Origin of the sequence: Actinoplanes sp. HUAS TT8, assembly GCF_051380535.1 — a bacterium.
In the GTDB taxonomy this organism is placed as follows: Bacteria; Actinomycetota; Actinomycetes; order Mycobacteriales; family Micromonosporaceae; genus Actinoplanes.
The window spans coordinates 389,466-411,372 of record NZ_CP195646.1; the positions used below are offsets into that span (position 1 = coordinate 389,466).

Sequence of the window (21,907 nt, forward strand, 5' to 3'; positions counted from 1 at the left end):
CGGGGCGTTCCTACCTCACTTCTTCCGATCTTCGGTTCGCCACCGGTCCCAGATCGCCCAGGCGATGACCAGGGGCACCGCCAGGTTCTTGACGAAGTGGGTGCCCAGGATCAGGTCCACGGCGATTCCCACCGCTACGGCGATCAGGCTGATCAACACGTAGCGCCAGATCCACGATCGTCGTGAACGCTCGGATGGTGACACGATCTCCTACCAGAGCCGGAACTTGTGGGTCAGCGCCAGCAACGCTCCATGCAACTTAGTACCGAAGTAGTACTTGATCTTCGTCTGGAACTTCAACGGTGTGTTCCAGCCGTGCGGCATCCACCTCGCCACCGTGGCGAACCAGCGGGCCAGCCCGGCACTCACGAATCCGACGACGAACCAGGTCAGGGCCACCCTGGCATAGCATTTGACGCTGTGGCAGCTGCCTTCCCACCAGGCCGAGAAGACCGCCTGGGCCGCGGTGAATGCGCCCGAGACCAGGAAGGGATGCACGCCCGCGCAGATGCCGCTGGTCGCCGACGCGCAGATGATGCCGACGGCACCGGCCGCGCCCAGGAGCACCCCTTCGATGCCGTACTTCACGGCACCCCTGATCACGCATCGCCAGGACAGCCAGCTGCACTGCCCGCTCAGGTCGAAGTTGTTGATCGGGTTGCCCGACGCGTAGTCGTACGCGTTGGCGCTGCCACCACTGACCGGGTCCATCTGCAGGAACCGGGCGGTCGCCGGGTTGTAGATCCGGGCTCCCATCAGCGTCAGCGAGTCCAGGGCGTCGCCGGAGCGCTGGGCGCCGCCGAGCCAGGTGTACCGGCCGCCGGCTCCCGACGTGCGGGCGATGCCGAACTCGGTCGACTCGAAGTAGCTGATGGTGCCCGAGCCGCTGGTGTCGGTGCTGGTCGGCACGTGGTCGGCGACCGTGGCGACGACGTCCCCGTGCAGGTTCGTGACCTGCAGGGTGGCCGAGCCGTCGGACTCGTGCAGCGCGGCGAGCTGCCCGTCGATGCCGGTGACGTCGCGTTCCCAGGTGTAGACGGAACCCGCGTTCGTCGAGGTGGCGATCCACGCCGGTGAGTCGCTGTTACCGCTGTAGTGGTTGAGGATCCGGCGGGTCTCGGTGCCGGAGGTGGTGTCGGTGGCCGTCCGGTAACGACCGGCCGGGTCGAGGCTGAACGCCTTGGCCGCCGAACCCTGGGTCATCGTGGCCGGCATGTCCGTGTCGTAGTAGGCGAGCGACATCCCGGCACTGCCGGAGACCAGGTCACCGGCGGGGACGGTCAGCGTACGACCGAGCTGGTCGTACGTGTACCCGCTGGTGGTGATCCGGTTGGCGGTGTCGAAGGTGCTGGTGACGGTGGCGGCCGCGGTCGTCGTCTGGCAGCTGCCGTCGTCGGCGGCGGCGTAACTGGCCAGCGATGTGCGGTCGGTCTGCCTGTCGTACCCGTACGCCCGGGTCGTGCAACCGCCGTCCACGGTGTCCTGGACCGTGGTGAGCCGGTCGGCGTTGTCGAAGGTGTAGTCCTGCGCCGAGAGCGGGGACTGGGCGTGCAGGGTGCGCCCGTCCGGATCCGCGGTCGCGGTGAACGACAGCGTTCCGGCCGGCACCGCGTCGTGGGTGGCCAGGGTGTAGTTGAGCCCGGTGGTCACGCCGGTGTTGTCGTACGTGTAGGCCGCGGTCATCCCGTTCGGATAGGTCTGCCGGGTGAGCTGACCGCCGGCGTCGTAGTCGCCCTTGAACGTCGACAGGCCGGCGGCCATGCCGGTGTCGAGCGACGTGAGCAGGCCCCGGTGCTCGGTGCCCGAGTCGTAGCCGTAGGTGTAGGTCGAGACCCCGTCGAACCGGGTCTTGACGTTGCCGTCGATGTCGTAGGTGAAGCCGCTCTGCGCCCCGTCGGCATCGGTGTAGGTGAGTTCCCGGCCGAGCGCGTCGACCGTGGACGTCAGCGTCGTGGTGCCCCGCGTCGTGCTGATCGGGATACCGGTGCCCGGGTCGTAGGCGACGGTCGTGGCCGGCACCGCGGTGGAGCCGGTGAGGCCGGTGACCGCGACGCTGGTGCCGGTGGCCCGGCCCAGGGCGTCGTAGGAGTTGGTCGTGGTCCGCACGACCGAGCCGGACGTCTCCACCACGGTGAGCGGGGATCCGTACAGGTCGTAAGTGTATTTGGTGGTGGAGACCGGGTAACCGGCCGAGGCGCTGCCGCCCGGGTCGGTGCGGCAGATCTGACCCGCCCAGTACGGCTTGCCGCCGCACTCGCTGTAGGTCGTGTTGGCCGCGGTCGAGTAGTACGTGGTGACCGTGGTGTTCGCATCGGTCGCCGCGCCACCGGGCAGCCGGGTCTCGACCACCCGCCCGGCGCTGTCGTAGCGGGTCCGGCCGGTGACGTCAGCGGTCGCCGAGGCGCTGCTGCCCATCCAGACGGTCTCGGTGGTCGGCGAGTAGAGCGTCCACCCGGAGGTGTCGCCGGTCAGCGAGGTGCCGTCGATCGGGTCGTAACCGGTCACCGTGGTCTTGGTGTCGGCCGTGGGCACCGGGGTGCCGTCGAGCGCGACCGGGGTCACGACGGTCTTGGTGACCAGGTGGTACTGGTCGGCCGTGGGCGCTCCGGTGTCGTAGGTGTACGACGTCCGCAGCCGCACCGAGGCGAGATCCCCCGAGGACAGCTGGGCCGGATGGGCCGGTCCGACCGTGCTGAGCAGGTCGACACCGTCGTCGGTGTAGGTGTTGACGGTGGCCAGCAGGTCGGCCCGGGCGGCCGGGGAGGCCTGCGCGGCCACGTACGGGTCGGTGTCCGCGGTCGGGGCCAGGGCCTGGGCCCGGTTGCCCGCGGTCAGCGCCCACACCTCGTTGCCGCCGGCGTCGTACCGGGTGGCGTCGATCTGCCAGTCACCGGCACCGTAGGCCGCGCTGTCGACGACGGCCCCGTTGATGTCGGCGTAGGTGAGTTTCGCGTACGGCCAGTCACCGGCCGCCGGTGCGTAGGCACCGCCCGATCCGGCCGCCGGCACGTGCGAGGCCGGGAAGACCGCCGCACCCGAGTAGGCCAGGTCGGACACCTGTCCCCAGGTGGCCGCGGTCGCACCGGACACGTCGGCCGCACCGCTGACCCCGGAGACCGGCAGGTTGTAGGCGACCGCCTGGACGGCGTTGCCGTTGGCCGGGTCGGACCGCGACACGCTCGCGAGCCGTCCGGATCCGTCGAAGGTGAAGTTCCAGGTGTTCAGGCCGGGCGGGGCGATCGCGACGAGACGTCCCGCGCCGTCGTAGCCGTACCGGACCTTCAACGGGGTGGCCGGGCGGGGATCCCACTCGGCGCGCAGGTGCCCGGTCGAGTCGTACTGATAGGCGGCCACCTGCTTGGTCACCACGGCTGAGGTCGCCGGGTCGTAGCCGGTCCAGGTGACGCCCGAGACCAGGCCGGTGAAGTCGCCCCAGCCGCTCTCGTCGAGGCCGGTGGCGGTCGTCGCGGTCGCGTAGGTGAGCTGCAGGGCGGTGCACCCGGCGACCCGGAACGAGCTGGTCGTGCAGGTCACCCCGGCCGGGGTCGGCGCCAGGATGGTGGTCACCCGGCCGTTGCCGTCCCGGGCGTAGGAGACCTCGTCCTCCTTGCCGGCCTCGTCGGCCCAGGCGACGGCCCAGACCCCGCTGCTCGCCTTGAGCCACGTGGTCACCGAGCCGTCCACCCCGGTCAGCTGCCAGCCGGTGTAGACGGTGGTGTCGGCCGCGTTGGCCGGGTTCTTGATGGTGGTCGACTTGACCAGCACGCTGCCGTCGTTGGCGTCGCCGACCCCCAGGTACTGCCCGGAGCTCTGCTTGACGTAGACGTGCTCGGCGGCGTCGGAGCCCTGGATCGTCACCGAGCCGGCGGCCGAGTTGTCGATCAGGGCGGAGTCGCCGTACCCGGCACCGGGGGCGGGCAGGCCGGCTCGCCATCCGGGCCCGAAGATGCCGGTCGGTCCGGTCGACGCGGCCGCCGGAGCCAGACTGGTCGCGCTCCGGCCGACGCTGAGGCCGCCGACCGACGCGTCGGTCCCGGCGATCTGGTAGTCACCGGTGGTCAGCGACACGGTGCCCGGGCCGAGCGTGGCCACCGCGGCGTTCTGGCCGAACGTGGTCACGGCCAGGGTGAAGACCCGCTCGGCCGAGTAACCGGCCGTACCGGCGGCGGTGGTGAACTTCGCCCGGATGCGCAGGGCGCCGTCCGGCTGACCGGCCGCGGCCAGGGTCGCGGCGACGTTCCAGTTGTAGCCGGCGAAGCTGGTCAGGTTGCCGGAGGTGGTGCCGGGCAGCGGCCACGCGCCGATCGGTGTCGACGACCCGTTCGGGGTGACGTCGGCCGCCGGCAGGTCGTTCCAGGTGGTGCCGGTGGCGCCGGCCGCCCACTGGTACGTGACGCCGGTGTAGCCGGATCCGGCCGAGGCCGACAGGGCCACGCCCTTGGCCGTGGAGTCACCTTCGGCCGGGGTCAGAACCCCACCGGGGCCCACCCCGAAGACGTACGCGGTGTTCCCGGTGGACAGGTGCAGCGCGGTGTCCCGGGTCCGGGCGTACAGGGTGTGCCAGCCGGGCGTGGTCGGCACCGTGGCGGTGACCGCGGCGCCCGCGTTGCTGGCGTCGTTGACCAGGTTGGGTGCCGACGGGTCGTCGAGACCCCAGTAGTAGCCGGCCCCGTCGGCCGAGCTGGTGTCCAGCGAGCAGGAGGTCGTGGCGGCCGCCTGGGCCGACCAGGTGCCCGCCGGGTAGGCCGCACAGGTGACCGCGGGTGCGGCCGGGATGTCGGTGTTCAGCTGCAGCTTGGTCGTGGACGTCGAGGCCAGACTGGCCGGCGTGAAGGCCGAGTAGTCGTAGCCGCCGGCGCCGTTGGTGACCCGGGCCCGCATCTGGTACATCACGTGGGCGCCGTTGGCCAGCACACCGGCCGGCACGGTGACCTTCGCGGTCGAGCCGGGCGTCACCGCCGCCGAGGTGTAGGTGCCGATCTCGCCGGTGCCCTCGGCCGTGTAGTTCACGTCGTGGGACAGCTTGACCTGCAGGGAGACCTTACCGCCGTCGGCGTTGGTCACCTTCGCCGCGAACGTCGGCGTCAGCGAGGTCGAGAAGATCTTCGCCGCTTTGGTGTACGTGTCGGTGGCGGTGCCGGACACCTTGGGGGAGAAGGTCACCGCCGACGGCGTACCCGGGTAGGTGTTGTAGACGACGCTCAGCGTGGGGTACCGGGCCGTGGTGGTGCAGCCGGTCGCCGCGGTGGTGTCGATGTTCATCGAGCAGAAGTACTTGGTGTACGTGGTGTCCGTCTCGCTGGACGCCTTCAGCAGCATGCCGTAGTCGGCGATCGTGCCCGACACCCACGCCTGCACCATGTTGACCACGTTCACCGTGCCGCTCGCGTTCGGGCAGCCCAGATCCTCGTTGCCGTTGGCGAACGAGGCCGACGCGCCGTAGGAGGTGGTGTACGACGGCTGGGTGGCCCAGGTGACGCTGGAGAAGTTCGCCGTGATCGGGTATGCCTGCAGGGCCCGGGCGGAACAGGTGCTGGAGAAGAAGTTCCACAGCTTCAGCGACGCCGAGGTGACGTGCGCGCCCTTCGGGACGCTGGTGGCGGTGTTGAACCGGACCAGTGCCCGGCGGATGTTGCCGGCGTCCGACAGGCCGATCCGCAGCTCGCTGTCCGACCAGTGGGAGTCGGTGTCGGCCTGGGTCACGAAGGTGTCGCCGTAGCGCGACACCGAGGACACGCTCGGGTCGATCCATACGGGGTAGACGGTGGCCGGGTCGGTCAGGAATGCCATACCCGCGCTCAGGTCCAGGTACTGGGTTCCGTCGTCATCGGTGGAGAGCTTCACCGGCACGCTCTGGACCTGGGTGTGCTCCTCCTCGACGATCTTCGAGGAGTACATCTTCGGCCCCGGCATGGTCAGCACCGCGGTCGAGGTGGCCTTGCCGTTTCCGGTCGGTACGAAGTCGTAGCCGCCGGTGTCGTTGGCGACCATGGTCAGTCCGGTCAGGTCGAAGCCCAGGTGCAGCTTCGGGGCGCTGGTCGGCGGTGCGAGCAACTTCAGTGACTGCTCGAATCCGTCCGAGGTGGCGGTCAGCACCAACTCCTCGTTGTCGCTGATCCGGTAGGTCGCGTTCGGGCCGTTGATGGTCGGCTCGGGCAGGAATTTGGACCAGATCAGGTTCGCCTCACGGGCGCCGTGATCGAAGCTGACCGCCGGTCCGCTGCCACCGGCGGAGAACTCGATGTCGACCGGGGACGCCTTGGGCACGTACCCCTTGCTGCTCTTGACCAGGTCGTAGTCGACCGAGGCCCAGGAGCCGCCGGACCGCCGCACGCGGACCGGGGTGGTCGACATCTCGGTCCGCGACGAGCCGTCGGGCTCGGCGTAGGTCTGCGACGTCTCGGTGGTCGCGTCGGTGATCAGGATCTCGTGGCCGGTGGTGGCCGCGGCGAGCCGGGCCGACACCTCGTCGGCACGCTCGTAGGACTCGGGCGTGGCCGCTGCGGCCGGCGCCGGTTCCGCGGCCGAGGCGTACCGGACCGGGGCCGCTGCCCCGAAGCCGATCAGCACCAGCAGTACGGACAATCGGGCGACGGCCCGGCGGACCGGATGGGCCGGCTTGCGGGTCAGCAAGTCGGCCGCCTGGGGAGGACGATGAATCCCCCCGCGATGGACGTGCACATGTACCTCACATGACGAGGAATGGAACCGTAATTGTCCAGATAGGACACGGCTGACGGAGCCTCGCATCGATGCAACACAACGTCAAGATCCTCTGGCTCACAGTGTTCTTCGCCGGGCGCGGCCGGCCCTGCTTCGCGGCGCGTGGCGCGGAGGGGCGGGGTGGGTGTCCGGGCTGCTCATGACCGGGGCTCTAGGCTGGGGGGATGAAGGTTCTGTCCATCCAGTCGGCGGTGGCGCACGGGCATGTGGGTAACTCCGCGGCCGTGTTTCCGCTGCAGCGCATCGGCGTCGAAGTCGTGCCGGTCTACACCGTGAACTTCTCCAACCACACCGGCTACGGCGCCTGGCGGGGGCCGCTGATCCCGCCCGCCGACGTGGCCGAGATCCTGCTCGGGGTGGAGGAGCGCGGCGTCTTCGCGCAGATCGACGCCGTGCTGTCCGGATATCAGGGCGGGGTGGGCATCGGGGACGTCATCATCGACGCCGTCCGCCGGGTCAAGGAAGCCAACCCGGACGCCGTCTACGCATGTGACCCGGTCATGGGGAACGCCAAGTCGGGGTGTTTCGTGGCGCCGGAGATTCCGGAGCTGCTGCGGGACCGGGTGGTGCCGGTGGCCGACATCATCACGCCCAACCAGTTCGAGCTGGGGTTCCTGACCGGGACCGAGCCGGCGAGCATCGAGTCGACCCTGGAGTCGGCCGATCTGGCCCGCGCCATGGGGCCGTCGACCGTGCTGGTCACCAGCGTGGAGCGGCCGGACCGGCCGGAGGGCACGATCGAGATGCTGGTCGTGGACGGGTCCGGGGCGTGGCTGGTGAACACGCCGCACCTGCCGTTCAAGGCCAACGGGTCCGGGGACGTCACGGCCGCCCTGTTCACGGCCCATTACGTGACTACTGAAGATGCGGCGCTGTCGCTGGAACGTACGGCGTCAAGCGTCTTTGATCTGATCGACCTGACCTATCGGTCGGGGCAGCGTGAGCTCCAGCTGGTGCCGGCGCAGGAGTTCTACGCGACGCCGCGCATGCAGTTCAGCGCCGAGAAGGTGCGCTGACCGGGGTTCCGAGAAAAATCCGCCGCGCTTGATCCGCTCGTGGGAGCGCTCCCGTACTGCTGACCGCAACGGAAACAGCTTCCGGCGGAAGGCGCGGGATTTCAATGTACAGGTCGCGGTGGGGTCGGTTCCGGCGATGGCAAGTGGTGGCGGTGACCGGCGTCGCCGTGGTAGCGGCCGGGGTGGGGATCGGCGTGGCCTCGGCCGGCCAGACCGCGCCGACGGTCAACTGTCCACAGGTGAAGATCAACGTGGCGATCCCGGCGCAGCAGCAGGCCGACGTGCAGCGGAACCTGCAGCTGCTCAACACGCAGATCGCCGAGGCCAACAACCGGCTGCGGACCAGCGCCGACGAGGGCGGACCGAACTTCATCCAGAACGCCATTCTCGGGCCGCTGCGGGACAAGCGGGTCTCCACCATCGACCGGATCGAGATCGCCATCGGGCGCAACGCGCCGCGGCCGAACCTCAACGCGGCCAAGGTCGCGACCTGCACGCTGAACAAGGGCGGCGGCGCCTCGGCGCAGCAGCCGACGGCGATGCCGGCCGCCACGAGGACGGCGACGACCGCCCCGACCAAGGCGGCGACGACGGCTCCGGCGACCAAGGCGCCGACCACCGCGCCGGCGACCACCGTCCCGGCCACGACCGCGCCGGCCGCCACGACGGCGGCCCCGGGCGGGACCCCGGTCTCGGTGAACGGGCAGCTCAGCGTGTGCGGGACCAAGCTGTGCAACCAGAACGGCACGGCGATCCAGCTGCGCGGCATGAGCAGCCACGGCCTGCAGTTCTTCCCGAACTGCGTGAACGCCGGCTCGCTGGACGCGATCCGCAACGACTGGAACGCCGACTTCATCCGGCTGTCCATGTACGTCCAGGAGGGCGGCCTGGCCAGCGACCCGACCGGCTTCACGGCCAAGGTCAACGGGCTGGTCGACACCGCGACCAAGCTGGGCCTGTACGTGATCGTGGACTTCCACATCCTCACGCCGGGTGACCCCAACTTCAACCTGGGGCTGGCCAAGACGTTCTTCGCCGACGTGACGGCCAAGCATGCCGGGAACAACAACGTCATCTACGAGGTCGCCAACGAGCCGAACGGGGTCAGCTGGACGGCCATCAAGTCGTACGCGGATCAGGTCATCCCGGTCATCCGCAAGAACGCGCCGAACAGCGTGGTGCTGGTCGGCACCCGTGGATTCTCCTCGCTCGGGCTGACCGACGGCGCGACCGAGCAGGAGATCATCGACGATCCGGTGACGTTCAAGAACGTGATGTACACGTTCCACTTCTACGCCGCGTCGCACGGCGCCGACCGGCGCACGGCCGTGGCCCGGGCGGCCAAGAGCCTGCCCCTGTTCGTCAGCGAGTTCGGCACCCAGACCTTCACCGGTGACGGGACCAACGACTTCGCCAGCACCACGGCCTGGCTCGACCTGCTGAAGAGCCTGAAGATCAGCTACGCCATGTGGAGCCTGTCCGACGGCCGGGAGACCAACTCGGCCTTCAAGCAGGGCACCTGCTCGGGCACCACGTTCAAGGGCACCGGGGTGCTGACCGAATCCGGTCGCTACATCCGCAGCCGCATCCTGACCGGTGTCGGCTCGCCCAACTGACACCCGCTCGACCCGGACCGCCTCCTGATCTCAGGGGGCGGTCCGCCCTATTTCTGAGCCATTTATCGGATGAATGGCGAGATTCACCGGCGTACTAAATAAATTAGTTCGGATAAAGGAGTGCAGGGAAAGCAAACCGGAAATCCGCGAGAAACGTGGGCTGCTTAGCGTCCCGGAAGGATCTTGGTTCACCCCTCCTTCCGGGAGAATTCCGTGACAGTAAGAACGCTCCTCGCGGTGGCCGCCGCCCTGGTGATCCCGCTGGGAATCGCTACCCCCGCCGCGGCGACCACCACCGCACCGGCTACCACCAAACCCACCACGACCGGCTCGGGCCTGCCCGACCCGACCGCTCGCGGGCCCTACGGACACCAGGTCATCCAGGAGGCCAAGTTCGGCCTGGCCACCATCGAGGAACCGAACTCGGACGGCGCGCTGCCGACGGCCGGCACCGCCCAGGCGGCCGAGACCGTCGAGATCCGCGGCCAGCTCTACATGCCGGACTGGACCAAGCGCCGGACGCCGTCGCCGCTGATCGTGCTGGTGCACGGCAACCACGGCTCGTGCGACACCGGCCAGGACTCGGTCAACCTGACCTGCGCGCAGTTCAAGCACAACGAGAGCGGATACGCCTACCTGGCCGAGAACCTGGCGACCTGGGGCTACACGACGTTCTCGATCTCGCAGGACCAGCTGATGATGCGCCAGGACAACAACAAGGGGAAGGGCATGCACAACCGGCGCATGCTCCTGGCCGCCGCGCTCGACGCGATCACCGCCGCGAGCAAGGCCAAGGGCCTGCCGGTGGACGCGCACACCACCATCGGCACGGCACTGTCCGGGCATCTCGACATGACGCGGATCGGCCTGATGGGCCATTCCCGCGGCGGTGACTCGGTGGCCAACTTCCTGGACTACAACCGCATCCGCACCGACGGGCCGCGCTATCCGATCAGCGGGGTCATCTCCCTGGCACCGGTGGATTACGAGCGGAAGGCCCCGTACGGGATGCCTTTCATGTCGATTCTGCCGATGTGTGACGGGGACGTCTCCAATCTGCAGGGCGCCCGTCTTTTCGAGCGCAGCCAATACGTCAATCCGAACGATCCGTACCCGCGGATCCAGGTCGAACATCTCGGCGCCATTCACAACTGGTACAACAGTGTCTGGTACGCCGACGGTGGTGCCGACGGGCAGGCCAACAACGACGCGGCCTGCGGCAACTCGGCGCCGTTCGCGACCACCAACGTCCACCCGCACAACCTGCGGCTCTCCGGCGCGGCCAGCTACACCGACCCGGCCGGCAACTACGCGATCGACAACTCGGACCCGCTGAACCCGGCGGTCAACACGAAGATCTCCGGCGACGCGGCCCGGATGGGCGACCAGGAGACGCTCGGGCTGGCGACGATGGCGGCGTTCCTGCGGCGCTACATCGGCGGCGAGGGCGCGTTCGAGCCGTACATGACCGGCGAGCTGTCCGACACCACGAGCCACCTGCAGGTGCCCGCGTCGGCCTGCCCGACCAGCGCGTCCGGCACGGCGATCCCGTGCTCGGAGCGGGTCAACACCACGTACTTCGCGGCGCCGGCCGAGCGGGTCGACGTGATCCGGCCCGAGCCGCAGAACCCGCTGACCGAGAACGCCCTCGGGGGCACGCTGAGCGGGGTGGGCTTCGCTGACCCGTACGCGCAGGCCTTGGGTGTTTCTCCCAAACCGGCGGCGACCGCGCAGGGTTACGACTGGTGCAACCCGGAGCCCGGCGATTTCGCGCCGTCGCAGCTCGGCAAGACCGGACTGCCGACCGCGGCCAAGCAGTGCCCGCTGCCGGCGGCGACCGCGCTCGGCGGCCAGAACGGCACCCGGGAGAACAGCCCGATCAACCAGTCCTACGGCAGCCAGCTGGCGCTGGCCTGGGAGCAGAACTCGCCGGCGACCCTGACCGCGCAGATCCCGGCCGCGTCGAGCGACGTCAGCGGGCTCAAGGCGCTGGCCCTGGACGCCGCGGTGAACTTCTTCGACCTGCGCAACCCCGGCGCCGACAACCGCGGCGACAACACCCGGGACGCCGCGACCTCGACCTGGCCGAACGAGAAGCCGACCTCCTACGATCCGGCCTCGACCACCCAGAACTTCCAGATCGTGCTCACCGACACGGCCGGGCACAGCGCGTCGGTGAACGCCGGCGACCCGCGCTGGGGCAACGCCCTGCACATGTCGACCGGCACCAACACCCCGAACACGCACATCGTGCTCGACCAGATCCGCGTCCCGCTGACCGAGTTCGCGAAGCAGGGTCTGGACCTGGACGCGGTGGCCGAGCTGGAACTCAAGTTCGGCGTCGGTGACCTGCCCAAGTCGGGCTCGATCGAGCTGGCCGACGTGCGGTTCCAGGAGAACACGGCCGGGCAGCAGATCCAGTCCGACGGCCGGACCAAGGCCGACGGCGCCGGCTACGGAAAGTTCGGCACCGCGGTCCGCCGGACCACGCCGGCCCGGTCGATCACCTGGACCGTCGACGACGACAAGGCCCAGTGCCCGAACGCCCAGTTCACCTCGATCCAGACCGCCGTCGACTACGCGTCCCCGTGGGACACCATCGTCGTCTGCGACGGCACCTACCAGGAGTCGTCGACGCCGGTCAACGCCACCTCCAACCCGGTCCAGGCCGGCGCGAAGAACGGCCTGACCATCACCAAACCGCTGACGATCCGGGGCACCGGCGCCGACAAGGTCACCATCGAACCGGTGCAGACCCTGGGCACACTGGCCGGCAGCCAGCCCTACCTGCGCGACGGCGGCGGCAACGTCATCACCGTCTCCCGCCAGTCGCTCGGCTCGACCGACACCAACGAGATGTTCCTCGACATCTCCGGCGTGACGGTGACCTCGGGCGACGTGTGGGCCGAGGCCGGCATCGGATACTTCGGCACCGCCGGGCGCATCTCGGACAGCGTGATCGGCCCGCTCAAGGTGGCCGCCACCGACGAGGAGAAGGCCGCGCACCCGCACGGCTGGGGCGTGATCAAGACCGGGTTCGTCCGGGGCGCGAGCACGGGCACGGTCGAGAGCGAACTCACCGTGGCCGACAGCGTGATCACCGGATACCAGTCCGGCGGCATCCTGTTCGACGGCGCCCGCGGGCCCGACGGCTCGGCCGACAACTCGGTCGGCACCGGGATCCGCAACCACGGCTACGTCACCGGCACGGTCGTGAAGGGGACGGGGCCGGCCGGCGCCGGGGTGCAGTACACCTACGGCGTCGACGGTCTGGTCGACGGCAGCCGGATCACCGGCAACGCGACCGGGGTGCTGCTGACCGGCTCCGGGGTCGTGACGGCCACCGGGGACGTGATCACCGGTAACACGTACGCGGCGTCGAACGTCCGTGACGACTGGGCGTTCCCGGTCACCGGCAGTTACTTCGGCAAGGGCCGGCCGGCGGTCGCGGGCAGTGTGGCGGTCACCCGGCAGCTCGCGCACGAGCCGGCCAGGGTGCCGACCCGGGCCGGGCGGGTCGACGACGAGGACCCCACGGCGGCCGTGGTGGATCCGGGGCGGGGCACCGAGTTCGAGGTCGGGACCGCCGTGACACCGCTGGTCCGGGCCGGTGACGACTTCGGGGTCACGTCTGCCTCGCTGATCGTCAACGGCCGGAAGGTGGAGACGACGGCGGTCGCGCCCTACCTGTTCAGCTGGACGCCGGGCCGGTCCGACGCCGGTCGGAAGGTCACCTTCCAGGCGCTGGTCGTCGACTCGGCCGGCCACAAGACCCTGTCGAAACCGGTCACCTACTCGGTCGCGCCGATCCTGCCGCCGCCCGCCGTGTCGATCGACAAGATCAAGATCGACAATGCGAGGGGTACGGCGGAGATCACCGTCACGCCGAGCAGTGCCGGCACGGTGAGGGTCACCGGCGATCGGATCGTCACCGACACCACGACGGCGCCCCGGGCCCGCCCGGTCACGCTCGGCGTCACCGTGAACGCGGCCGGCCGGCTGATCCTCGACCGGACCGGCAAGGTCGAGGTCACGGCCACCGTCACGTTCACCGACGCGGCCGGACGCAGCGCCACCGAGAAGATCACGGTGCTGCTGACCAGGCGGAAGTAACCAAAAAAACAGGCGGGGCCCCCGATGACGAGGGCCCCGCCTGTTTTCGGCCGGTCAGGGAATCCACTTCTCCCAGGTGCTGCGGTGCGCGTCGGCCCACTTGCGGGCGGCGGCGTCGGCCGAGAGATGGTTCTGGACCATGTCCTTGGCGACCTCGTTCTGGTCGGCGTTGGTCCAGGTCCAGTTCTTCAGGAACGCGGCCGCGGGGGAGCCCGAGTCGACGAACGCCTTACGGGCGATCTTGTCGAGGTCGTACGGCTGGTAATCGCAGGCGATGTCGTCCGGGACGCTGTCGCAGCCCGGCCGGTACCGCGGCAGCGGGATGTGCACCAGCCGCAGGTCGGCCTGCACCCACTGCGGTTCGTAGAAGTAGCCGAGCAGCGGGGTCTTGTCCTTCTCGGCCTTGCGGAACGCCGCGATGAGCTTGTCCTCGCTGCCCGCGTACACCATGGTGTAGTCGAGCTTGAGGTTCTTGATCAGGGCGGCGTCGTTGGTGACGAACGACGCGTCACCGGCCAGGAACTGACCCTTGTCGCCGGTGCGGGCGGTCTTGAACAGGTCGGCGCGCTCGTTGAGCTTGGTCCAGTCGGTGATGTCCGGGTACTCCTTGGCCATCCACGGCGGGACGTACCAGCCGATGATGCCCTTGTTACCGGTCAGGCCCAGCTGGACGGCGACCTTCTGGCCGTCGATGTACTTGCGCTTGAGATCGTCGTGACCCCAGTTCTCCAGGATCACGTCGATGCTGCCGTCGGACAGGCCGGCCCACGACGACGTCTCGCTCAGCGGGGTGGGCACCACCCGGCAGCCGAGCTCGGTCTTGAGCAGGTAGCCGACCACGGCGGCGTCGGCCGCGTACCCCGACCAGGGGTTGATCGCGATGTTCACGGTGCCGCAGGACGCCTGGACCGGTGGGCCGGGCGCCGCGGTGACCGCCGCCTCGGTCGTCGAGCAGCCGGCCAGCGCGGCCAGGCCGAGCGCGGCCATCGCCCGGGCGAGCCCACGCCTCACCACGTCGACTCCGCCCGCTCCCGGCGCGAGTGCTTGGCCAGAACCTCCTCGGTGAGCGCCACCAGGACGTTCTTCACCGACTCGCGGTCGCGGGCGTCGCACTCGACCAGGGGCACGCCCGCGCTGACACCCAGCGCGTCGCGGACCTCGGACGGGGAGAAACGCTGCCCGCCGGGGAACCGGTTGACGCCGACGATGAACGGGATCTCGTGCTCCTCGAAGTAGTCGATCGAGGGGAACGAGTCCTCGATGCGCCGGGTGTCGACCAGCACGATCGCCCCGAGCGCGCCGGTGACCAGGTCGTCCCAGAGGAAGGCGAAACGGTCCTGGCCGGGGGTGCCGAACAGGTAGAGCAGCAGCGTCTCGTCCAGGGTGATCCGCCCGAAGTCCAGGGCGACGGTGGTGGTGGTCTTGCCGGACACCGCCGAGGTGTCGTCGATGCCGATCGACTTCTCGGTCAGCTCGGCCTCGGTGACCAGCGGCTCGATCTCGGAGATGGCCCCCACGAAGGTGGTCTTGCCGACACCGAAACCGCCGCTGATGACAATCTTGACAGCGATGGGGTGCGCTGCCGACGGCTCGCTAGAGCGCCCGGACACGATCCCTGATCCTTTCGATCAAACTGGTGGAGAATTCCTCGGGCTGTTCTTCCACGACGAGGAACCCTTGAGTGATCAGGTCGGCCACGATCACGCGGACCACGCCGAGCGGCGCGCGCAGCGCCACCGACAGGTCCGCCACCGACTTCGACGACTGCGCGAGTTCGACGATGCGCCGCGACTCGAACCGCAACGGCGCCGACAGCGCGGCCGGGGCCGCGCGCACCAGCGTCTCGACCCGCAGCCCGTCGTGCATCGGCTGGGTGCGCCCGTTGGTCAGCATGAACGGCCGGATCACCGGATCCTCGTCCAGCTCGCCCGAGGACGGCCGGTGGTTACCGGCGTACGGGAACATCTCGGACTCCCACGACGGGCCGGTCATGCCGTCACCTCCGCTGCTGAATCGGACGGTTCACTCGCACGCTCGCTCATCGCGGCAGGTGCTGCCGGGACTCTGCGATCAGGGCCGGGGTGAGCAGGGTGCCGAAACGGTCGGCGAGCAGCGAGATCTCGTAGCCGACCAGGCCGAGATCGCTCTCGCTGCCAGCCACCACGCCGAGCACGCTGCCGTCCGCGATGACCGACACCAGCAGGAAACCCCGGTGCATCTCGATCATGATGAGTTTCAGACCGTCGAAGTCGTACCGCCGCGACGCGCTGCGGGCCAGGCTGGCCAGGCTGGAGACGATGGCCGCCAGCTGGTCCGCCTCGGCCCGGTTCAGCCCGTCCGAGCTGGCGATCAGCAACCCGTCGGAGGACACCGCCACCGCGTCGCGGACGCCGTCGGTCTGGTGAACGAAGTTGCCGAGCAGCCAATTGAACTGGTGCCGATCGGCCGACGTGTCAACGCTCATCATTCTTCTTTCCAGGTTGCTGCCAAGGGGCCATTTCGGAACTCCGGTCACGACAACCCCGCTGTCTCGGCGTTGCCACGCCGGATGCCGCCGCGCAGGGCGTTGAGCCGATCGCGTACCGCGTCGGGCGAGTCGGTGACCGGGGCCGGCCGATCGGCCGGGGCGGTGCTCGGTGCCTCCGCGCGGGGCTGGCTGCGCTGCGCGCGCGGGATCCGTTTGCGCAGGCCGTTCACCGTGCGGGGCACGCTGTCCTCGGAGCTGTCGGGCACCGTGTCGTCGACGACCACGTACTCGATCGTGGCGGGCCGTGGTTCCCGTTCGGCCGTGACCACCGTGCCGGACACCGGCTGGGCGGGCGCCGGCTCGGCCGGGCCCAGTCGCAGCGGCCGGGCCGGTTCGGGGGCGGCGGTGACCTGCCGGGCCGGCGCCCGGACCGGCCGGGACGGGGTGACCGTCGGCTGGTCGGTCAGGATCTCGGCGGGCAGCGTGATCCGGGCCGTCACGCCGGTCACCGGCGACGGGGTGAGCTGGACCTCGATACCCATCTGCAGGGCCAGCCGGCCGACCACGTAGTGACCCAGGAACCGGGCCGGCGCGGTGATGAAGTCACCCTCGCCGCGCAGTCGCGCGTTGGCCCGCTGCATGTCGTCCGGGGTCATGCCGACGCCCTGGTCGGTGATGGCGATCAGGTAGCCGGTGCCGATCCGGCGGCCGTGGATCTCCACGTCCATGTCCGGCGGGGAGAACGACAGGCCGTTCTCGATCAGCTCGGCCAGCATGTGCGCGATACCGCTGACCGTGGAGCCGGCCACCAGCACGTCGTCGACCCGGCGCAGCGTGACCCGGCGGTACTCCTCGACCTCGGAGACCGCGGCCCGGATCACGTCCGGGACCATCAGCGGCTCGGCCAGCTGGCGCGGGCTGGCCGCGCCGACCAGGACCAGCAGGCTCTCCGCGTTGCGGCGCATGCGGGTGGCCAGGTGGTCGAGCTCGAACAGGTTGGCCAGGCCGGTCGGGCTGGCCTCCTCCCGCTCCAGCTTGGTGATGAAGGCGAGCTGGCGGCGCAGCAGGTTCTGGTTGCGCCGGCCCAGGTTGGCCAGCGACTCGGCGGTGGTCCGGCGCAGCACCGCCTGCTCGGTGGCCAGCGTGTACGCGGTGTCCTGGACCCGGTCGAACGCGTCGGCCACCAGCAGCACCTCGTCGCTGGAACCGCGTGGCACGAGCACCGGTGGCGGCGCGTCGGTGGCCTTGCCGGCCGAGGCCCGCTCGACCGCTTCCGGCAGCTGCGTGCCGGCCAGCCGGTTGGCCTCGCGGGCCAGCAGCGCGAGCGGCCGGGCGACCGACTTCGACGCGACCGTGGCCAGCCAGACCGAACCGGCCAGGCAGAGCAGCACGGCCCCGATCAGCACGCCCATGCGGGTCGAGGCGTCGTCCTTCAGGGCCGCGGCGCGGGCCGTGATGACCGAGCCGACGTGGTGCTGCAGCTGCAGCATGTCGTCCAGCACGGTGGTCTGCGAGGACCACCAGGACTGGGGGTTGACCTGCAGGTACTTGCCGTCGCTGGAGGCCAGGGCGATCTGCTCGAAGTAGGCCGCCTCGCGCGCCGCGCCGGTGTCCAGGGTGTAGTCGCGGCCCGCCTTGGCGTCCGGGTCGGCGTAGCGGTCGAACACGGCCAGCGCCGCGTCCTTGGTGGCCCGCATGGTGACGAACTGCAGGTACTCGCCCCGCTTGAACCCGCCGGCCGAGAAGACCCCGTTGAGGAAGGCCCGCTCCTGGGCGGTGGCCTCCTTGACCTGGCCGAGCGCCTCCAGCGCGGTCGCGCCGCGGCGCAGCTGCTGGTCGCCGGTGCTGTCCAGGTCGTAGTCGAGGTTGCCGAGCTGGGTGATGCGCTGGGTGTAGTAGTCGACCGTGGCCAGCTGCTTGCCCGAGCCGGTGTCGGTGCCGGCCCGGACGCTGGTCAGGCCGTCGAGCTCGCGCACGGCCGGGCCGACCCGATCGGCGACGTCGCCGGCGCCGGTGATCAGCTGTTCCACCGCGGTGCGGCGCAGGTCGACCTGGTTACGGGCGCGCTGCAGCTCGGTGCTGAACGCGTCGTTGCCGCCGAGCAGGCCGGCGGCCAGGCCACGTTCGGTCTGCAGGCCCTGGACCAGCTCCTGCACGGCGAGGGCGATGGTGACGTCGCGGGCGGTCACGGAGGCCGTGCGGTAGTTCTCGATCTCGCCGACGGCCACGATGGTGAGCAGCACCAGGGTGGTCGCGACCGGCAGGGCCAGGGTGCGGACCACGCGCTGCCGGATCGTGCCGCCGGTCCAGCGGCGCCGGGTCGCCCGGTTCGCGGGGCCGGCGCTGGGGGCGGGCGGGCTGTCCGCGCCCGTCTCGGTCTGCTCGGCGTCCTCGGCCTGGACGGACAAGCGATCAGCTCCTCTGTCGACTGCCGGCCCGGCGTGATCACGGCCGGCATGCAAAGTCGATATCACTACGGAAATTCCGTGGGGTGGTGATGCAAAGTAGAGAGGCGGCACTGCGCGAAATGCGGCCCCGGGGGAATGGGGCCGATCCTCCATGATCGCCGGAATAGGATCTGCCCTTTGTCCTTGGTGGTCAACACCGGGGAGTGAAATTTACGGCGCTGCAACCTCATTTAGCTGCAACGTGATCACGTACGGTGATTTGGGAGCGCTCTCAGTCGCTGTCTGTGAGGCGCAACCATCGCGCCCCAGCGCTGATGGCGTGTGTCTCCGCGAAACTCGCCAAAGGCAGGAATCGCGGCGATAACGAGTGGAAACGGTCGGGGATCAGCCGTTCTCCGGAGTCATTTCACGGCGCAGCCGGCGCAGGCACCGGGCGATCAGCCGGGAAACGTGCATCTGGGAGATCCCGAGCCGCGCGGCTATCTCGGCCTGACTCCGGTTGCCGTAGAAGTACAGGATCAGGATCGTTCGATCCCGGTCCCCGAGGGTCGCGATCGCGTGGTGCAGCGCCGCCCGGGCCTCGGCCAGCTCGTACCCGGGGTCGTTGCCGCCGAGGGTCTCGCCCAGCTCGTTGCTGTCGTCGGTACCGACCGGTGCCGACAGCGACATCGTAGTGCGCGCCCGGACGCCTTCGAGGCCTTCCAGCACCTGCTCCTCGGTGATGTCCAGGTCCGCGGCGATGTCGGCCACGGTCGGCGACCGGCCCAGCCGCTGCGTCAGCTCACCACTGGACTCGATGATCGCGAGGCGTAACTCCTGAAGCCGGCGAGGCACCCGGACAGCCCAGGTCTGGTCACGGAAGTAACGCTTGACCTCCCCGGCGACGGTCGGGATCGCGAAAGCGGCGAAGTCGACCCCGCGGTCCGGGTCGAACCGGTCCACCGCCTTGATCAGCCCCACGGCAGCGGTCTGCAGCAGGTCGTCGACGGGCAGACCGAAACGGCGATACCGGGCGACGAGCCGCCGGGCCAGCGGCAGCCACGCCTCGATGGCCCGGGTACGCAACGCCGCCCGCGCCGGATGCCCGAGGGGGAGGGCGGCCATCGCCCTCAGCAGCTCGGACGGGGAGGCGTCGGTGCGGACGGGAGTGACGACGGTGGGGCCGGCGACGCCAGGCACGGGCTCTCCTCGATCAAGGAGGTTCGCGATGCCGGGTCTGGGGCAGCGAGCCCGTCACGGGCTCACTCCACCAGCGTAGACCGCAAACCGGGGACCTGCCCGGCGGTCGCGCCGGCGATCTGCTCAGGCGGGCCGATCACCGGTGCCGCCCACGGTCGGCGTGGACGTCGGCCCGGAGCCACCGGGCCGCACCGGACCGGCCGCGTCCCGGATACTGTCGCGCGCCGCGGCGGCGACGGCCTGCGCAGTGATGCCGAACTCGCGGTAGAGCCGCTGGTAGTCGGCCGAGGCGCCGAAGTGCTCCAGGCTGACGATCCGGCCCGCGTCACCCACGATCTCGCGCCAGCTCTGACCGACTCCGGCCTCGACGCTGACCCGGGCCCGCAGCGCCGGCGGCAGCACCTCGTCCCGGTAGTCCGGCGGCTGCTGGACGAACCACTCCCGGCACGGCATCGAGACCACCCGGGCGGCGATCCCCTCGGCGGCGAGCAGCTCACGCGCGTCGAGCGCGATCGGCACCTCCGATCCGGTGCCGACGAGCAGGACCTCCGCGTCGGCGTCGGCCCCGGCCAGCACATAACCACCGCGCGCGGCACCGGCGGCCGGGGCGTACCCGCCCGGTCCCCGGTCGAGCACGGGCAGGTTCTGCCGGGTCAGGACCAGGCCGGCGGGCCGGTCGGTGTGCTCGAGGATCGTGCGCCAGCAGACCGCGGTCTCGTTGGCGTCACCCGGCCGCACGATGTCCAGGCCGGGGATGGCGCGCAGCGCGGCCAGGTGCTCGACCGGCTGATGGGTCGGGCCGTCCTCGCCGAGACCGATGGAGTCGTGGGTCCAGACGAAGACGGCGGGCAGCTGCATGAGCGCGGCCAGCCGGACCGCGGGTCGCATGTAGTCGCTGAAGACCAGGAACGTGCCGCCGTAGGGGCGGGTCAGGCTCTGCAGGGCGATGCCGTTGAGGATGGCGCCCATGGCGTGCTCGCGGATACCGAAGTGCAGGGTCCGGCCGTACGGGCCGCCGCTCCACGCGCGCGTCTGCCGGTCGGCCGGGATGAACGAGTCCTCACCGGTCATCGTGGTGTTGTTGCTCTCGGCCAGGTCGGCCGACCCACCCCACAACTCCGGGAGTACCGGTGCCAGCGCGGCCAGGACCTCCCCGGACGCCTTCCGGGTGGCCATGCCCTTCGGATCGGCCGCGAACACGGGCAGGGCCTCGGTCCAGCCGTCCGGCAACCGCCGATTCCGCAGCCGGTCCAACAGCGCCGCCTGCTCCGGCCGCGCGTCCCGCCAGGCCTCGAAACCGGCAAGCCATTCCTTGTGTACGCGGGCCCCGCGCTCGACGACCCCACGGGTGTGCGCCAGCACCTCGCCGGCCACCGCGAACGTGTCGTCCGGATCGAAACCGAGCAGCCGCTTGGTCCCGGCGATCTCCTCGGCGCCCAGGGCGCTGCCGTGCGCCTTGCCGGTGTTCCGCTTGGTCGGGGCGGGCCAGCCGATGATCGTCCGCAGCTTGATCAGCGAGGGGCGGCCGGTCTCCGCCTTGGCGGCCTCGATCGCCGCCCGCAGCGCGTCCACGTCCTCGACGTACTGACCGGTGCGGGTCCAGTCGATGGTCTGCACGTGCCAGCCGTACGCGGTGTAGCGCGCCGGAACGTCCTCGCTGAACGAGATGTCGGTGTCGTCCTCGATCGAGATGTGGTTCGCGTCGTAGAAGACGACCAGGTTGCCGAGCTGCTGGTGACCGGCCAGCGAACTGGCCTCGGCGGTCAGCCCCTCCATGAGGTCGCCGTCGGACGCGATCACGTACACGTGGTGGTCGAACGGGCTGCCCCCCGGTGCGGCGTCCGGATCGAGCAGGCCGCGCTCGCGGCGCGCCGCCATGGCCATGCCGACAGCGCTGGCCAGACCCTGGCCGAGCGGTCCGGTGGTGATCTCGACGCCGCGGGTGTGCCGGAACTCCGGATGCCCCGGCGTGGCCGAACCCCAGGTCCGAAGAGCGCGCAGGTCATCGAGCTCCAGGCCGTAGCCGCTGAGGAACAGCTGGGTGTAGAGGGTGAGGCTGGTGTGCCCGGCCGACAGGACGAACCGATCCCGGCCCAGCCACTGATCATCGTTCGGGTCGTGCCGCATGACGTCGTGAAAGAGCAGGTAGGACAGCGGCGCCAGGCTCATCGCGGTGCCCGGGTGGCCGTTGCCGGCCTTCTCCACGGCGTCGGCGGCCAGCAGCCGGGCGGTGTCCACGGCCCGGACGTCGAGAGCGTTCCAGCCCACGGCGTCCGCAACCGGCGCCGGCACCTGCCGGGGGTACATGGCCGCCTGGTGGTCGAGCTGGGTCATGACGATCCCTTCCCACGCTCATCACGGACGCCGCCGGGTGGGGCGTCTCGC

Annotated in this window: 12 protein-coding genes; 3 read left to right on the forward strand and 9 right to left on the reverse strand. The window is 70.1% G+C overall.

What is annotated here, in order from left to right; translation table 11 throughout:
• Window positions 1-15 precede the first annotated feature (15 nt).
• Both ACSHV8_RS01720 and ACSHV8_RS01725 read right to left on the reverse strand, forming a co-directional pair.
• Complete coding sequence (locus ACSHV8_RS01720; RefSeq protein ID WP_436528682.1) at window positions 16-204, reverse strand: hypothetical protein; 189 nt, start codon at window positions 202-204, stop codon at window positions 16-18.
• A gap of 6 nt (window positions 205-210) precedes the next feature.
• The gene (locus ACSHV8_RS01725; protein ID WP_436528684.1) at window positions 211-6,633 is read right to left on the reverse strand and encodes a DNRLRE domain-containing protein; all 6,423 of its coding nucleotides are present in this window, start codon (window positions 6,631-6,633) and stop codon (window positions 211-213) included.
• 254 nt (window positions 6,634-6,887) lie between these two features.
• On the opposite strand from ACSHV8_RS01725, the gene pdxY reads away from it, so the two are divergent.
• The 3 genes from pdxY to ACSHV8_RS01740 all read left to right on the forward strand — a co-directional run bounded on the left by pdxY (window position 6,888) and on the right by ACSHV8_RS01740 (window position 13,468).
• Window positions 6,888-7,739 (forward strand): pyridoxal kinase PdxY, encoded by an 852-nt coding sequence (gene pdxY, locus ACSHV8_RS01730; RefSeq protein ID WP_436528686.1) that lies wholly within the window; start codon window positions 6,888-6,890, stop codon window positions 7,737-7,739.
• A 152-nt stretch (window positions 7,740-7,891) separates the two neighbouring features.
• Window positions 7,892-9,355, forward strand: coding sequence for a glycoside hydrolase family 5 protein (locus ACSHV8_RS01735; protein ID WP_436528688.1), 1,464 nt, complete (start codon window positions 7,892-7,894; stop codon window positions 9,353-9,355).
• 213 nt (window positions 9,356-9,568) lie between these two features.
• Window positions 9,569-13,468, forward strand: a complete 3,900-nt coding sequence (locus tag ACSHV8_RS01740; RefSeq protein WP_436528690.1) for an Ig-like domain-containing protein — start codon at window positions 9,569-9,571, stop codon at window positions 13,466-13,468.
• A gap of 54 nt (window positions 13,469-13,522) precedes the next feature.
• Here ACSHV8_RS01740 and ACSHV8_RS01745 read toward each other — a convergent pair whose 3' ends face one another.
• The 7 genes from ACSHV8_RS01745 to tkt all read right to left on the reverse strand — a co-directional run bounded on the left by ACSHV8_RS01745 (window position 13,523) and on the right by tkt (window position 21,829).
• Window positions 13,523-14,455 carry an ABC transporter substrate-binding protein gene (locus ACSHV8_RS01745; RefSeq protein WP_436536659.1) on the reverse strand — a complete coding sequence of 311 codons (933 nt, stop codon included), beginning with the start codon at window positions 14,453-14,455 and terminating at the stop codon, window positions 13,523-13,525.
• Between the two features lie 20 nt (window positions 14,456-14,475).
• The gene (locus ACSHV8_RS01750) at window positions 14,476-15,078 is read right to left on the reverse strand and encodes a GTP-binding protein (RefSeq protein WP_436528692.1); all 603 of its coding nucleotides are present in this window, start codon (window positions 15,076-15,078) and stop codon (window positions 14,476-14,478) included.
• Window positions 15,062-15,433 carry a DUF742 domain-containing protein gene (locus tag ACSHV8_RS01755; RefSeq protein ID WP_436536661.1) on the reverse strand — a complete coding sequence of 124 codons (372 nt, stop codon included), beginning with the start codon at window positions 15,431-15,433 and terminating at the stop codon, window positions 15,062-15,064. Before ACSHV8_RS01755 ends, ACSHV8_RS01750 begins: the two co-directional genes overlap by 17 nt.
• 73 nt (window positions 15,434-15,506) lie before the next feature.
• Complete coding sequence (locus ACSHV8_RS01760) at window positions 15,507-15,932, reverse strand: roadblock/LC7 domain-containing protein (protein WP_436528694.1); 426 nt, start codon at window positions 15,930-15,932, stop codon at window positions 15,507-15,509.
• 47 nt (window positions 15,933-15,979) lie between these two features.
• Window positions 15,980-18,343, reverse strand: coding sequence for a nitrate- and nitrite sensing domain-containing protein (locus ACSHV8_RS01765; protein ID WP_436528696.1), 2,364 nt, complete (start codon window positions 18,341-18,343; stop codon window positions 15,980-15,982).
• 384 nt (window positions 18,344-18,727) lie between these two features.
• Complete coding sequence (locus tag ACSHV8_RS01770; RefSeq protein ID WP_436536663.1) at window positions 18,728-19,447, reverse strand: SigB/SigF/SigG family RNA polymerase sigma factor; 720 nt, start codon at window positions 19,445-19,447, stop codon at window positions 18,728-18,730.
• Window positions 19,448-19,645: 198 nt separating this feature from the next.
• A complete protein-coding gene (gene tkt / locus ACSHV8_RS01775) occupies window positions 19,646-21,829 on the reverse strand; it encodes a transketolase (protein ID WP_436536665.1) in 2,184 nt (727 codons plus the stop codon).
• Window positions 21,830-21,907: the final 78 nt, after the last annotated feature.